Source organism: Devosia sp. ZW T5_3 (assembly GCF_044987315.1).
Classification (GTDB): Bacteria; Pseudomonadota; Alphaproteobacteria; order Rhizobiales; family Devosiaceae; genus Devosia.
In genome coordinates this window covers 60,600-72,999 of the sequence record NZ_JBJDRE010000014.1, presented here as the reverse complement: position 1 = coordinate 72,999, position 12,400 = coordinate 60,600, and the positions used below count along the sequence as shown (strand labels likewise).

15 protein-coding genes are annotated in these 12,400 nt (G+C 63.1%); 11 read left to right on the top strand and 4 right to left on the bottom strand.

What is annotated here, in order from left to right:
* Nucleotides 1-108 precede the first annotated feature (108 nt).
* The 4 genes from ACI3KW_RS17235 to phnN all read left to right on the top strand — a co-directional run bounded on the left by ACI3KW_RS17235 (nt 109) and on the right by phnN (nt 3,291).
* Nucleotides 109-741 (top strand): nuclear transport factor 2 family protein, encoded by a 633-nt coding sequence (locus ACI3KW_RS17235; RefSeq protein WP_404849115.1) that lies wholly within the window; start codon nt 109-111, stop codon nt 739-741.
* A 238-nt stretch (nt 742-979) separates the two neighbouring features.
* Nucleotides 980-1,564 (top strand): DUF1045 domain-containing protein, encoded by a 585-nt coding sequence (locus ACI3KW_RS17230; protein WP_404849114.1) that lies wholly within the window; start codon nt 980-982, stop codon nt 1,562-1,564.
* A 3-nt stretch (nt 1,565-1,567) separates the two neighbouring features.
* Nucleotides 1,568-2,716, top strand: coding sequence for an alpha-D-ribose 1-methylphosphonate 5-triphosphate diphosphatase (locus ACI3KW_RS17225; RefSeq protein ID WP_404849113.1), 1,149 nt, complete (start codon nt 1,568-1,570; stop codon nt 2,714-2,716).
* Nucleotides 2,713-3,291 (top strand): phosphonate metabolism protein/1,5-bisphosphokinase (PRPP-forming) PhnN, encoded by a 579-nt coding sequence (gene phnN / locus ACI3KW_RS17220; protein WP_404849112.1) that lies wholly within the window; start codon nt 2,713-2,715, stop codon nt 3,289-3,291. The genes ACI3KW_RS17225 and phnN overlap by 4 nt, the downstream gene beginning before the upstream one ends.
* Here phnN and phnF read toward each other — a convergent pair.
* Complete coding sequence (gene phnF, locus ACI3KW_RS17215; protein ID WP_404849111.1) at nt 3,288-4,025, bottom strand: phosphonate metabolism transcriptional regulator PhnF; 738 nt, start codon at nt 4,023-4,025, stop codon at nt 3,288-3,290. The two genes, phnN and phnF, sit on opposite strands and share 4 nt — an antisense overlap.
* A 79-nt stretch (nt 4,026-4,104) precedes the next feature.
* On the opposite strand from phnF, the gene phnG reads away from it, so the two are divergent.
* The 7 genes from phnG to ACI3KW_RS17180 all read left to right on the top strand — a co-directional run bounded on the left by phnG (nt 4,105) and on the right by ACI3KW_RS17180 (nt 9,390).
* A complete protein-coding gene (phnG, locus tag ACI3KW_RS17210) occupies nt 4,105-4,542 on the top strand; it encodes a phosphonate C-P lyase system protein PhnG (protein ID WP_404849110.1) in 438 nt (145 codons plus the stop codon).
* On the top strand, nt 4,542-5,141 hold the full coding sequence (phnH, locus tag ACI3KW_RS17205; protein ID WP_404849109.1) for a phosphonate C-P lyase system protein PhnH: 600 nt from the start codon (nt 4,542-4,544) through the stop codon (nt 5,139-5,141). Before phnG ends, phnH begins: the two co-directional genes overlap by 1 nt.
* Nucleotides 5,142-6,239 carry a carbon-phosphorus lyase complex subunit PhnI gene (locus tag ACI3KW_RS17200; RefSeq protein WP_404849108.1) on the top strand — a complete coding sequence of 366 codons (1,098 nt, stop codon included), beginning with the start codon at nt 5,142-5,144 and terminating at the stop codon, nt 6,237-6,239.
* A complete protein-coding gene (locus ACI3KW_RS17195; RefSeq protein WP_404849107.1) occupies nt 6,236-7,117 on the top strand; it encodes an alpha-D-ribose 1-methylphosphonate 5-phosphate C-P-lyase PhnJ in 882 nt (293 codons plus the stop codon). The genes ACI3KW_RS17200 and ACI3KW_RS17195 overlap by 4 nt, the downstream gene beginning before the upstream one ends.
* Complete coding sequence (phnK, locus tag ACI3KW_RS17190) at nt 7,114-7,890, top strand: phosphonate C-P lyase system protein PhnK (protein ID WP_404849106.1); 777 nt, start codon at nt 7,114-7,116, stop codon at nt 7,888-7,890. Before ACI3KW_RS17195 ends, phnK begins: the two co-directional genes overlap by 4 nt.
* A 184-nt stretch (nt 7,891-8,074) precedes the next feature.
* Nucleotides 8,075-8,779: a phosphonate C-P lyase system protein PhnL gene (gene phnL, locus ACI3KW_RS17185; RefSeq protein ID WP_404849105.1), complete on the top strand. Its 705-nt coding sequence runs from the start codon at nt 8,075-8,077 to the stop codon at nt 8,777-8,779.
* Complete coding sequence (locus tag ACI3KW_RS17180) at nt 8,776-9,390, top strand: DapH/DapD/GlmU-related protein (RefSeq protein WP_404849104.1); 615 nt, start codon at nt 8,776-8,778, stop codon at nt 9,388-9,390. Before phnL ends, ACI3KW_RS17180 begins: the two co-directional genes overlap by 4 nt.
* Nucleotides 9,391-9,425: 35 nt before the next feature.
* Here ACI3KW_RS17180 and ACI3KW_RS17175 read toward each other — a convergent pair whose 3' ends face one another.
* The 3 genes from ACI3KW_RS17175 to ACI3KW_RS17165 are packed head-to-tail and all read right to left on the bottom strand — an operon-like array spanning nt 9,426 to nt 12,399.
* Nucleotides 9,426-10,337, bottom strand: a complete 912-nt coding sequence (locus ACI3KW_RS17175; protein WP_404849103.1) for a TIM barrel protein — start codon at nt 10,335-10,337, stop codon at nt 9,426-9,428.
* Between the two features lie 17 nt (nt 10,338-10,354).
* Nucleotides 10,355-11,470 (bottom strand): ABC transporter ATP-binding protein, encoded by a 1,116-nt coding sequence (locus ACI3KW_RS17170; RefSeq protein WP_404849102.1) that lies wholly within the window; start codon nt 11,468-11,470, stop codon nt 10,355-10,357.
* 11 nt (nt 11,471-11,481) lie between these two features.
* Entirely contained in the window at nt 11,482-12,399 is a 918-nt protein-coding gene (locus ACI3KW_RS17165; protein ID WP_404849101.1) for an ABC transporter permease subunit, read from the bottom strand.
* Nucleotide 12,400: the final 1 nt, after the last annotated feature.

The following is a 12,400-nucleotide window of genomic DNA, read 5'->3' as shown; positions in this document are numbered from 1 at the left end:
TCCTGACATTCGGAAAAACTGGATGGGCGTAGGCGGCAAGGGCTGTCTTGATATTCATTAATCGAACACAAGTTCGATAATCGATCCGACACATCAGGAGATGCCGAGATGCCCAAGCGCAATGTCCGCAAGCTTGCCGCCGTATTGACCATACTGCCCTGTCTGCCCGTTGCGCTGTCTGCTGCCGAAGTCCGGCCCGGTGTCGAATATTCCGGCGCCATCGAAGAGGCTGGCAGCCCTCGGGCGCAATTCCAGGATCTGATCCTCGACCTCGCCAGTTCCTGGGCCAGCTGCAATAGCGACCTGATGGCCAAGACGGTCGCGCCTGACGTCGATTTCTCCTACCCCACCAGCCACATTACCGGGGTCGACGCTATCCTGGCCGACCTCAAACTGTTCTGCGAACAGGCGAGCGACACCAGCATTTTCCTGCCCGCTGACGCCTTCTATATCGACACCGAAACCGGCCGTGTCGCCGCCGAATTGCAATTCCGTACTTTTCAGCGCGGCAATCGCCAGGTGGTCAACGACGTCTGGGTGGCCACCGTGAAAGACGGGCAGATCAGCGTCATCAAGGAATATCTGGATGGCCGGGTGAAGAACTTGCAGGCGCAGGGCATTCTGCAGCTGGAGGAAAGCCCGGAATTCCTCACCCCCTGGCCGCCACGCACCGAGGCCTGGAAGGATTGCTTTCCCGTGCTCAAGGTCGAGCCGACCAATAGCTGCCCCGCGCCGAAATAGAGCTCTGCCGCCCCGCTTTTCGGGTCGCAAGGCGCGAAAAGAACTTGTGCACTAAACTAGACATTTGTCGAACTGTCACAGAGTTCAGGTAACGCATGGGGACCAGTGTGAGCCCCCTATGCGTTGCGCGATCTATTTTATTCCTCCGCCCGATGATCCCCTGCAGATTGCAGCGGCGCAATGGCTTAGGCGCGACCCTTATACAGGCGCGCGGGTCAGCTGGCCGGTGGAGGGATTGGTGGAAACCGACCATGCTTTCCTCACCGCTGCGCCGCGCCGCTTCGGCTTTCACGGCACTTTGAAAGCGCCGTTCCGGCTGGCGCCCGAATACGAAATCGGCGACCTGCAAACCGCGCTCGAGCGGTTCTGCCGCCGCTTGCCCGCTCTCACCGTGCCGGAAATGCGCATCGTGCCGATCCAGAATGCCTTTGCACTGGTGCCGGCCGTGCCCATGCTCGAACTCAATGATCTGGCAGCCGATTTCGTCACCGCCTTCGACATCTACCGCAGCCCGATCACTGATCTTGATCTGGCGCGGGGCGATATCGGGCGCTTCAATGGCCAGCAATTCGACAATCTGCGCAATTGGGGCCACCCCAATGTGTTCGACCAGTTCCGCTTTCACATGACGTTGACCGGCCCCATCGATGAGCTGGAACGTGATCACGTCGCGCTGGTATTGCAGCGCCATTTCGGCGACCTTGCCACAGCGCCATTGCAGATCGGGCAAGTTGCCCTGTTCGTGGAGCCGGAGCCCAATGCTCCGTTCTTCGTCCATTCCAGCCACCAGTTTACCACTCAACGCCGACGTAAGATTGCTTGATCCATGACGCAGAAGAATGCCGCCGAAACCGTTCTCACCAATGCAAGGATTGTCCTGGCCGATGAAGTCATCGAGGGCGCGATCCTGCTGCGCGATGGCCTGATCGCCGATATCTCGGCCACTTCGGCACATGGCGAGGACATGGATGGCGACCACGTCATTCCGGGCCTCGTCGAGCTGCATACCGATCACCTCGAAAACCATTATGCCCCGCGCCCCAAAGTGCGCTGGAACGCCATTGCCGCCGTGCAGGCGCATGACGCACAGGTCGCGGCATCAGGCATTACCACCGTGTTCGACGCATTGCGGGTCGGCACCGACGAGCAGGCCGATATGGGCGATACCGAAATGCTGGTGCTGGCCGAGGCCATCGCTGCCGGCAAGGCATCGGGGCGCCTGCGCGCCGACCACTTCATTCACCTGCGCTGCGAAGTTTCAGCGCCCGATTGCCTGCGTGGTTTTGAACAATTGCAGGGCCATCCGCTGGTACGGTTGGCCTCGCTGATGGACCACGCGCCGGGGCAGCGCCAGTTCGCCAATCTTGAGGCCTACCGCGTCTATTATCAGGGCAAGCTCAAGATGAGCGATCAGGCCTTGGCCGACTTCTCGGCCCGCCGCATTCGCGACTCGGAAAAGCATGCCGGGCCGCATCGCGCAGCCATTTCGCAATTCTGCCAGGCCAATGACATCGTACTGGCCAGCCATGACGACGCCACGCTCGGCCATGTCGACGAGGCGATTGCGCAGGGCATCGACGTCGCTGAATTCCCCACCACGGTCGAAGCCGCCCGCGCCTCGCATGGGGCCGGCATGGCCGTGTTGATGGGCGCGCCCAATGTGGTGCGCGGCTCCTCCCATTCAGGCAATGTTTCGGCACGCGAACTGGCCGAGCACGGCCTGCTCGATATTCTGTCGTCCGACTACATTCCCTTCAGCCTGCTGCAGGCCGCCTTCTCGCTGGGCGATAGCGTTGACTCCATCACCCTGCCCCATGCCGTGCGGCTGGTATCCAAGCACCCGGCCGAAGCGGCAAGCCTGCACGACCGCGGCGAGATCGCCCTGGGCAAGCGGGCCGATCTGGTGCGCGTGCGCGTGCAGGATGCCGTGCCGATCGTGCGCACCGTCTGGCGCGAAGGAAACCGCGTCATATGAGTACGGACGCCTCGGCTTCCGGCGCCTTCATTGCCGTGGTCGGCCCCAGCGGATCGGGTAAGGATTCGTTGATCGACTTTGCCCGCCAGCGGCTGGCCGGACGGACGGAATTCACCTTTGTGCGCCGCATCGTTACCCGCCCGGCCGATCGCGCCGCCGAAGATCACGACAGCCTCACCGAAGCCCATTTCGAGGCCCTGGCGCGGTCCAATGGGCTGGCGCTGCATTGGCAGGCGCATGGCCTGCGCTATGGCCTGCCGCGCTCCATCGATAACGATATCGCGGCCGGTCGCGTGGTCATCGCCAATGTCTCGCGGCAGGTGATTGGCGAGGCGGCGTCCCGCTACCACCGGGTCATCGTGGCCACTATTTCGGCCCGGCCCGAGATCATCGCCCAGCGGCTCGCCGCACGCGGCCGCGAGGATGCCGAAGCCATTCGCCAGCGCCTGGCGCGCCAACTCGATGTTGCCGTGCCGGGCGTCGAGAGTGTCCAGATCGACAATTCCGGGCAGTTGCAGGATGCCGGCGAGCAGTTCCTCGACCTGCTGCAGCAAGCCCAGGCGGAACGAGTCTAGACGACGAGTTCCATCAGATCTGCCGGGAAGCGGCTCAGCGCGTAAAGCAAGGGCTTGCCGGCCAGGTCCGTATCGACCGCCTCCGACACCAGCAGAATGGCACCGGGGGCGAGTTTGAGCGTGGCCGTCTCGTCGGCATCGGCGTGGCGGGCCGAAATGCGCGTGCTCGCGCGGGCATAGTCGGCAATGCCGTAACTGGCCAGCGTTGCCGTGATGGACGGGTTTTCGGCGAAGCGCGTCGCGAAATCGGGGAAGGCTGCGTAGCTCAGCCAGATGCTGGCGCGCGACATCGGGCGATTGTCGGCCGATGACAGCGTTTCCAGCCGCGTCACCTTGGTTCCCGCCCGCAGGCCCAGCGCGGCGGCCACGCTAGTCGTCGCGTTTTCAAGCCGCGAGGACAGCATATCGCGCGAGATCGTCGCTGCCTGCCCGGCCAGGTTTTCCGAAAACCGGGTCCGTTTGCCAATGCGGTAGCTGACGCGGCGGGCCTGGTCGACAAAACTGCCCCGGCCCTGTTCGGTGCGGATGACGCCTTCGGCCTGCAGCGCGGCCAGCGCGCGGCGCACCGTGTGGCGATTGGCCGAAAAGCGTTCGGCCAGCTCGGTTTCCCCCGGCAGGCGATCGCCCGGCTGGCGCTTGCCGCCGACGATGTCGAGCCGGATGGCATCGGCAATGCGCCGCCACAGCGCGACGCCGCTGAGATGGGATTCGGACGAGGACTCGGTTTTTGTCATTGCAAATTCACACAGCGCGCCTAAGACCGGAATCAGGATTTATGTTGTCTAGTTTATTAGACAAGTAGAGGCAAGCGATATGACGACAGAACCGAGGCGGTTGGCATTGAATGCCCTGGCAGCAGCGGAGAGCGCGGCCCTGACAGCGCGGTGGACGGACTGGGCCGAGAAGCCAGAATTCCGCGCCTTGCGTGGCCCCGAAACCGGGCTGGTGATGGTGCGCGGCCGGGCCGGTGGCGGCGGTGCCCCGTTCAATCTGGGCGAGACCAGTGTGAGCCGGGCAAGCGTCCGTTTGGCCAGTGGCGAAGTGGGCCACGGCTATTGCCTGGGCCGAGACCTCGAAAAGGCGCGGCTGATTGCGGTGTTCGATGCGCTGTTTCAGCGCGATCCGGAGCGGGTCGAGGCCGAGGTGCTGGCTCCGCTGCGGGCTGTCGTAAGCCATGCCGACCAGCAGAAACGTGAGGAAGCGGCGGCCACCAAGGTCGATTTCTTCACCATGGTGCGAGGGGACGTTTGATGGATAATCTGATGCTCGATGGCGGCTTTGCCGACCCCGTGATGCAGGCCCAGCAGGGCTTTCGCGCCCTGATGGATGCGCTGGCCAATCCGGGGACAATTCAGGACTTGGCGCTCGACCTCACCCCGCCCACCCCGCTGACGCCGGAGCTGGCGGCAGTGCTGCTGACACTGTGCGATCACGATACCGGCGTGTGGCTGGAGCCCGACCTGGCAACGGAAAAAGTAACCAGTTGGTTGCGCTTCCATATCGGTTCGCCCCTGAATGTGGCGCCGGAGCAGGCGCAATTCGCGGCATTACGCGACAGCAGTACATTGAAATTGAATAGCTTTTCTCTCGGCACGGATATTTATCCCGACCGCTCGACCACGCTGATCGTCGCCGTTTCTGCGCTGAGCGGTGGCGACACCCTCGTGCTGAAGGGGCCGGGGATCGAGCACAGCGTCGAGATATCCCCACTCGGCCTGCCCGCGGATTTCCTCGAACAATGGGCGGAAAACCGGGCGCAGTTTCCGCGCGGGGTGGACCTGCTGCTGGTGGCCGATGGCGCGGTGATCGGGCTGCCACGGACCACACGCATTATTGGGAAGGACGCTTAAATGTATGTGGCCGTAAAGGGCGGGGAAGCCGCCATTGCCAATGCACATGCTCTGCTGGCCGACCGGCGGCGGGGCGACCGGGACGTGCCGGCACTCGGAATTGAGCAGATCATCCAGCAGCTTGGCCTGGCGGTCGATCGCTGCATGGCGGAAGGCTCGCTCTATGACCGGGAGCTTGCCGCGCTCGCCATCATCCAGTCACGCGGCGATCTGATCGAGGCGATTTTCCTCGTGCGCGCCTATCGCACCACCCTGCCCCGCTTCGGCTATTCGGTGCCGATCGACACCGCCAAGATGCTGATCGAGCGCCGCGTTTCAGCGACGTTCAAGGATTTGCCGGGCGGGCAAATGTTGGGCCCCACCTTTGACTATACCCACCGCCTGCTCGACCCGGCAGTGGCCGAGGGCGGTGAGGTCGCAACGCCAGTCCGGCGGCCTGCCGACCCGGAGCAAGCACCCCGCGTCACCGACCTATTGGCCCACGAAGGGCTGATCGAGCCCGATTCCGGCGAGCAGGCCCTGAACGCCGAAGAACACGAAATCGGCGACCTGACGCGCGAGCCCCTGCAATACCCGCTGGACCGTGATTTGCGGCTGCAGGCATTGGCGCGGGGCGATGAAGGGTTCCTGCTCGCGCTCGGCTATTCGACACAGCGCGGTTACGCCAGAACGCACCCCTTTGTCGGCGAAATCCGCATCGGGGAGGTCGAGGTGGAACTCGACATTGCCGAGCTTGGCTTTGCGGTGAGCCTGGGCCGTGTGCGGGTCACCGAGTGCCAGATGGTCAACCAGTTCAAGGGCTCGGCCAAGGTGCCCCCGCAATTCACCCGCGGCTATGGGCTGGTGTTCGGCCAATCGGAACGCAAGGCCATGTCGATGTCGCTGTGCGACCGGGCGCTGCGCGCCCGCGAATTTGGCGAGGACGTGGTGGCCCCCGCGCAAGACGAAGAATTCGTCATCAGCCACCTCGACAATGTGCAATCCACCGGCTTCGTCGAACACCTCAAGCTGCCCCATTATGTCGATTTCCAGGCCGAACTCGACGTGGTGCGGCGCATGCGGGCTGAACAGGAAGCACACAAGGAGGCGGCCGAATGAGCCTGATCCCAAGCTACAATTTTGCCTATCTCGACGAACAGACCAAGCGCATGATCCGGCGGTCTATCCTCAAGGCCGTGGCCATTCCCGGCTATCAGGTGCCGTTTGCCAGCCGCGAAATGCCCATGCCCTATGGCTGGGGCACGGGCGGCGTGCAGGTGACGGCGGCGATCATCGGGCCAGACGATGTGCTCAAGGTGATCGATCAGGGCGCCGACGACACAACCAATGCCGTCTCGATCCGCGCCTTCTTCGCCAAGGTGGCCAATGTGGCCACGACCACGCATACATCAGACGCCACCATCATCCAGACCCGCCACCGCATTCCAGAAAAGCCCCTCAAGGCGGGCCAGGTGCTGGTCTATCAGGTGCCGATCCCCGAGCCGTTGCGCTTCCTCGAACCGCGCGAAACGGAGACGCGCAAAATGCATGCGCTTGAGGAATATGGGCTGATGCATGTCAAACTCTATGAGGACATTGCCAAGCACGGCCAGATCGCCACGACCTATGCCTATCCGGTCAAGGTCGAGGGCCGCTATGTGATGGACCCCTCGCCCACACCCAAATTCGACAACCCCAAAATGCATATGTCGCCGGCGCTGCAGCTGTTCGGCGCGGGGCGCGAAATGCGGATTTATGCCGTGCCACCCTTTACCGAGGTGGTGAGCCTCGATTTTGAAGATCACCCCTTCGAAATCCAGCACTTTACCCAGCCCTGCGCCCTATGCGCTGCTACCGGCGTCTATCTCGACGAGGTGATCCTGGATGACCATGGCGGGCACATGTTCGTGTGCTCGGACACCGACAATTGCGAAGAGCGCCGCGCCGAAGGCCATCGCGGCCACCTGAGCGGTGAAGAACTGGAGGCGGCGGAATGAGCGAGCAACCCCTGCTGCGGGTCGAAGGCCTGAGCAAATATTACGGCAATCGGCTGGGCTGCACCGATGTGTCCTTCGAGCTATGGCCCGGCGAAGTGCTGGCCATTGTGGGCGAGAGCGGATCGGGCAAGACGACGCTGCTCAATTGCCTGTTCACCCATCTCGAACCCAGTTCGGGACGGACCGAATATCGGATGCGCGACGAGGTCTGGCGCAATCTTTATGAGCTGAGCGAGGCCGAGCGGCGCTTTCTGATGCGCACCGATTGGGGCTTTGTGCACCAGAACCCGGCCGATGGTTTGCGCATGACGGTGTCGGCCGGCGCCAATGTGGGCGAGCGGCTGATGGCGGTGGGCGACCGCCATTATGGCCATATCCGCGAGACGGCCGTGGATTGGCTCGGCCGCGTGGAAATCGCCGCCGACCGCATCGACGATCAGCCGCGCTCCTTCTCGGGCGGCATGCGCCAGCGCCTGCAGATTGCCCGCAATCTCGTAACGGGGCCGCGCCTGGTATTCATGGACGAGCCGACTGGCGGGCTCGACGTATCGGTGCAGGCGCGCCTGCTCGATCTGTTGCGTGGGCTGGTGGGCGAACTGGGACTGGCGGCCATCATCGTGACGCATGATCTGGCCGTGGCGCGGCTTCTGAGCCACCGCATGATGGTGATGAAGGACGGCCGAGTGATCGAAGCGGGGCTGACCGACCGCGTGTTGGATGACCCGCGCGAGCCTTATACACAGCTGCTCGTGTCTTCGATTTTGCAGGTGTGAGGACGATGCCAAAGAAACCCCTCACCCGTCTCGGCCCCTGGCCGATCCACCCTCTCCCTCAAGGGGAGAGGGGAGCCCTGGTGCCCGTTCAAACTCTGAGCCCCCCTTCTCCCCTTGAGGGAGAAGGTGCCCCGAAGGGGCGGATGAGGGGTCAACGCATTGTCCAAACTTACGGAGCCACGCTGTGACCGCCGCCCTATCCATCCGCAACCTCTCCAAGACCTTCACCATGCACCTGCGCGATGGCGTGGTGCTCCCCGTTGTGGAAAATGTCGATTTTGACGTCCATGCCGGCGAGTGCGTCGTCCTCGGCGGGCCATCGGGGGCGGGCAAAAGCTCCATTCTCAAAATGGTCTATGGCAATTATGGCGTCGATGGCGGGGCGATCCTGCTGGCCCATAATGGCGCCGAGATCGATCTGGCAACGGCTGATCCCCGCCTGGTTTTGACGCTGCGGCGCGACACCATTGCCTATGTCAGCCAGTTCCTGCGCACGGTGCCGCGCGTTTCGGCGCTGGATGTGGTGGCCGAGCCGCTGGTGATCCGTGGGATCGACAAGAGTGAGGCGCAGGCACGCGCTAAGGCACTACTGGCGCGGCTCAACCTGCCGGAGCGGCTGTGGTCCCTGCCCCCGGCGACGTTTTCGGGCGGCGAGCAGCAGCGCGTCAACATCGCGCGTGGCTTCATCACCGACCACAAGGTGCTGTTGCTCGACGAACCGACGGCGTCGCTGGACGCGACCAATCGGGCCGTGGTGGTCGAGATGATCGCGCAGAAAAAGGCGGCGGGCACGGCCCTGCTGGGCATTTTCCACGATGAGGAAGTACGCCAGCAGGTGGCCGACCGGATTGTGGATGTGACCGCTTTTGCGCCGAGGATTGCCGCATGACCAAACTTGGCATCGAGCCCCATATCCACGCCACCGCCCATGTCACCGAGTCCACGCTCGGCCGCTATACTGAAGTGGGCGCGGGCAGCCATGTCGCGCGCTCCACGCTGGGCGACTATTCCTATTGCGTCGAGAACACCCAGATCACCTATGCCGACATCGGCAAATTCGCCAATATCGCCAGCCATGTGCGCATCTATGCCAGCATGCACCCGATGGAGCGGGCGTCGCTGCACCACTTCACCTATCGCTCCTCCTGGTACTTTGAGGGCGAAGCGGACGACCAGGACTTTTTCGACTGGCGGGCGGAGCAGCGCATTACCATCGGCCACGACACCTGGATCGGCCACGGCGCGGTGATCATGCCAGGCATCAAGATCGGCAATGGGGCGATCATCGGCTCCAATGCGGTTGTAACCAAGGACGTGGCCGATTTCGCCATCGCCGTTGGCGTGCCGGCGCGCACGATCAAGCAGCGGTTCAGCGATGATGTGGCAGGACGGCTGGACAAGTTAGCATGGTGGGATTGGAGCCATGAGCGCCTGCACCAGGCCCTACCGGATTTTCGGGCGCTGGGTGCGGAGGGATTTCTGGAGAAATATGAGGGGTAGGATGGACGGGGCATGGCGCCCCGTCCGGCCCGCGCTTACTGCGCAGCGATAGCCTCAGCGCCACTCAACCCGGCCAATTTCCGCGCCCGCTCCAGGCAAGCCGGCTGCTCGTTGCGATGGCGGGGACCGATTTCCATCATCAGCACCGTGTCCGGCAGGAAATCGAGTTCGGCGAAAATGCTGTCCCAATCAATATCGCCCCAGCCCAGCGGCATGTGCAGGTCGCCAATGCCCATTGCCGTGTTTTCCTGCGGGAAGAAGGGTTTGTAAAAGCCCTGCGGGCGGCCGAAGCTGTCGTGGACGTGCAGATGGCCGGTGACCGGGGCCATGGCAGCGATCTGTTCGCGGAAGTTGAGGCCCTTATAGGTGCTCTCGATATAGGCGTGGCTGAAATCGATCAGCGCGACCAGGTTGGGATGGTTGACGGCCTTGACCGTTGCGGCGACTTCGGCCGGGGTCTGGCGGTACTGGCCCAGCTCGGTGGTGAAGATGTTTTCGAGCGCAATGCGCACGCCATAAGGGCGGGCGAATTCGGCCAGTTCGGTCAGGGCCTCGCGTTCGCGCTGGTCGGCGCCGGCGCGTTCGACGAGCTGGTCGGCGCGCAGCGCGCCCCCATGTTGCACCAGAATGCCCGAGCCGACGCGGTCGCAGAGCTGGACCAGCGCCTTGGCGGCATCAAGCTGATAGCGCTGAGTGTCCGGGTCCATGAAATTGGACGAGACCAGGCCATGCAGGGTGTAGCGGAAATCGAATTGCTCGGTGATGGCCAGCAGGCGTTCGGCGCGCTCCTCGATGATGCGGCCGCCGCTGATCAAGTCGATGCTGGTCAGGGCCAGTTCGACCGTATCGACGCCGATATCGGCGAGGCGCCGCAGATCGGCCTCGAGGCTATCGAGTTCGCCATCGGTGGAGCCGGAATTGAAGCCTGTTGCAGTGATGTTGCTCATGGTGGATCTCCTGGGAGTCAGGCGTTGATGCGGGTATGGGTGGCAGCACGCTGGGCCTCGCCCAGCTCGATGCGGCGGCCGGTGTCGTGGCTGAAGACGTGCAGGTCGGCGGGGTCGATCGCGAAGTGGATGGGCATGCCGGTGCCGAGGGCGTCGGTGGCGGTATCAACCGCAACGATGCGGCTGCCATCGGCGTCAGCATAGATGAGGCGGGCGGCGCCGAGTTCTTCGGTGTAGTCGACCACGGCGGCTATCGCCCCGTTTGCCGTCGCGCTGACGCGGCGCACGAGTTCGGGGCGCACGCCGATGGAAATTTCCTGGCTGACCAGCGCCGGGGCAATGGCGGGCAGATGGATCATGCCGCCCTTGCCGTGGCGGAAATAGCCATCCTGTGCGAAGTGGCCCCGCACCAGGTTCATGGCGGGCGAGCCGATGAAATCGGCGACGAAGAGGCTGGCGGGACGGTGATAGACTTCCGACGGTTTGCCGATCTGCTCGACAACGCCCGAATTCATGATGATCAGCCGATCCGCTAGGGTCATGGCTTCGGTCTGGTCATGCGTCACGAACACAGAGGTGACGCCAAGGCTGCGGTGCAGGTTGCGAACCTCAGCGCGCATGGCGACGCGCAGCTTGGCATCGAGGTTGGAAAAGGGTTCGTCGAACAGGAACACCTTTGGCTCGCGCACCATGGCACGGGCCATGGCAACGCGCTGGCGCTGGCCGCCCGAGAGTTCGCCCGGCTTGCGGTCGAGATAGGGTTCCAAGCTCACCGATTTGGCAACTTTGGCGACCTTGGCGTCGCGCTCGGCCCGCGGCATGCCGGCGACCTTGAGGGCATAGCCGATATTCTGGGCCACGCTCATGTGGGGATAGAGCGCGTAATTCTGGAACACCATGGCGCAGCCGCGTTCGCGCGGTTCGAGCTTGTTGACGACCGTGCCGCCGATCAGGATTTCGCCTTCGGTGATGTCCTCAAGGCCCGCAATCATGCGCAGCAGGGTGGATTTGCCGCAGCCCGATGGCCCGAGGATGACGACGAATTCGCCCTGTTCGATCTCGGCATCCACGCCGTGGACGACGAGGGATTTTTGGTAGCGTTTCTTGACGGATTTGAGGGTGATGGCAGACATGATCGATCCAATCACTTGTCGCGAGAAATGAGGCCGCGCACGAACCAGCGCTGCATGAGGGCAACCACCAGCAGCGGCGGCAGCATGATGATGAGGGCGCCCGCCATGGTGACGTTCCAGTCGGGGGTGCCGTTCTGGGCGGGAATGAGCGCCTTGAGCTGCATGACCACGGTGCCGAAATTGGCGCGGTCGGTAGTGATCAGCAGCGGCCAGAGATACTGGTTCCAGCTCGAAACGAACATGATGGTGGCCAGCGCCAGCATATTGGTGCGGCTGAGCGGCAGCAGCACATCGAAGAAGAACCGCATCGGACCCGAGCCATCCATCTTGGAGGCTTCGACCAATTCGTCCGGGATAGTCATGAAGAACTGGCGATAGAGGAACGTGCCGGTTGCGGTGGCGACGAGCGGCAGGATGAGGCCGGTATAGGAATTGAGCAGGTTCCATTCCAGACCGATGCGAAGGCCCGATAGGCTTTCAACCAGGCCAGTAATGCCGAACGTGTCGAGGATGACCTGGAAGGGCAGCAGCGCATTGGCGGCGATGGAATAGGTGGGCACGATGCGCACTTCGAGCGGCAGCATCAGGGTGATGAAAATCAGCCAGAAGCACAGCATGCGGGCGCGGAAGTTGAAGAACACGATGGCAAAGGCGCTGAGCGCCGCCAGCACGATCTTGCCGACCGTCACGCCGATGGCGACGATGAAGCTATTGACCATTTTGGGACCCAGATCGGCGCGGGTCCAGGCCGCCTGGATATTCTCGAGCAGATGGGTGGACGGCCAGAGGTGCAGCGGCACCTGGCTGACTTCCTGCAGCGACTGGCTGCCTGCCACCAGCGTGATCCAGAACGGCACCAGCACGAGGAACATGCCCAGCACCATGGCCGCATAGGTGACGAAGTCGAAAATGGGGGAACGTTCGATCACA

Bases quoted from the DNA above. Each gene is read 5' to 3' on its own strand.
- ACI3KW_RS17175 (WP_404849103.1), bottom strand. From the start codon at position 10,337: ATGAGCAACATCACTGCAACAGGCTTCAATTCCGGCTCCACCGATGGC.
- phnN (WP_404849112.1), top strand. From the start codon at position 2,713: ATGAGTACGGACGCCTCGGCTTCCGGCGCCTTCATTGCCGTGGTCGGC.
- phnH (WP_404849109.1), top strand. From the start codon at position 4,542: ATGGATAATCTGATGCTCGATGGCGGCTTTGCCGACCCCGTGATGCAG.
- ACI3KW_RS17180 (WP_404849104.1), top strand. From the start codon at position 8,776: ATGACCAAACTTGGCATCGAGCCCCATATCCACGCCACCGCCCATGTC.
- ACI3KW_RS17235 (WP_404849115.1), top strand. From the start codon at position 109: ATGCCCAAGCGCAATGTCCGCAAGCTTGCCGCCGTATTGACCATACTG.
- ACI3KW_RS17195 (WP_404849107.1), top strand. From the start codon at position 6,236: ATGAGCCTGATCCCAAGCTACAATTTTGCCTATCTCGACGAACAGACC.
- ACI3KW_RS17200 (WP_404849108.1), top strand. From the start codon at position 5,142: ATGTATGTGGCCGTAAAGGGCGGGGAAGCCGCCATTGCCAATGCACAT.
- phnG (WP_404849110.1), top strand. From the start codon at position 4,105: ATGACGACAGAACCGAGGCGGTTGGCATTGAATGCCCTGGCAGCAGCG.
- ACI3KW_RS17170 (WP_404849102.1), bottom strand. From the start codon at position 11,470: ATGTCTGCCATCACCCTCAAATCCGTCAAGAAACGCTACCAAAAATCC.
- ACI3KW_RS17225 (WP_404849113.1), top strand. From the start codon at position 1,568: ATGACGCAGAAGAATGCCGCCGAAACCGTTCTCACCAATGCAAGGATT.
- phnF (WP_404849111.1), bottom strand. From the start codon at position 4,025: ATGACAAAAACCGAGTCCTCGTCCGAATCCCATCTCAGCGGCGTCGCG.
- phnK (WP_404849106.1), top strand. From the start codon at position 7,114: ATGAGCGAGCAACCCCTGCTGCGGGTCGAAGGCCTGAGCAAATATTAC.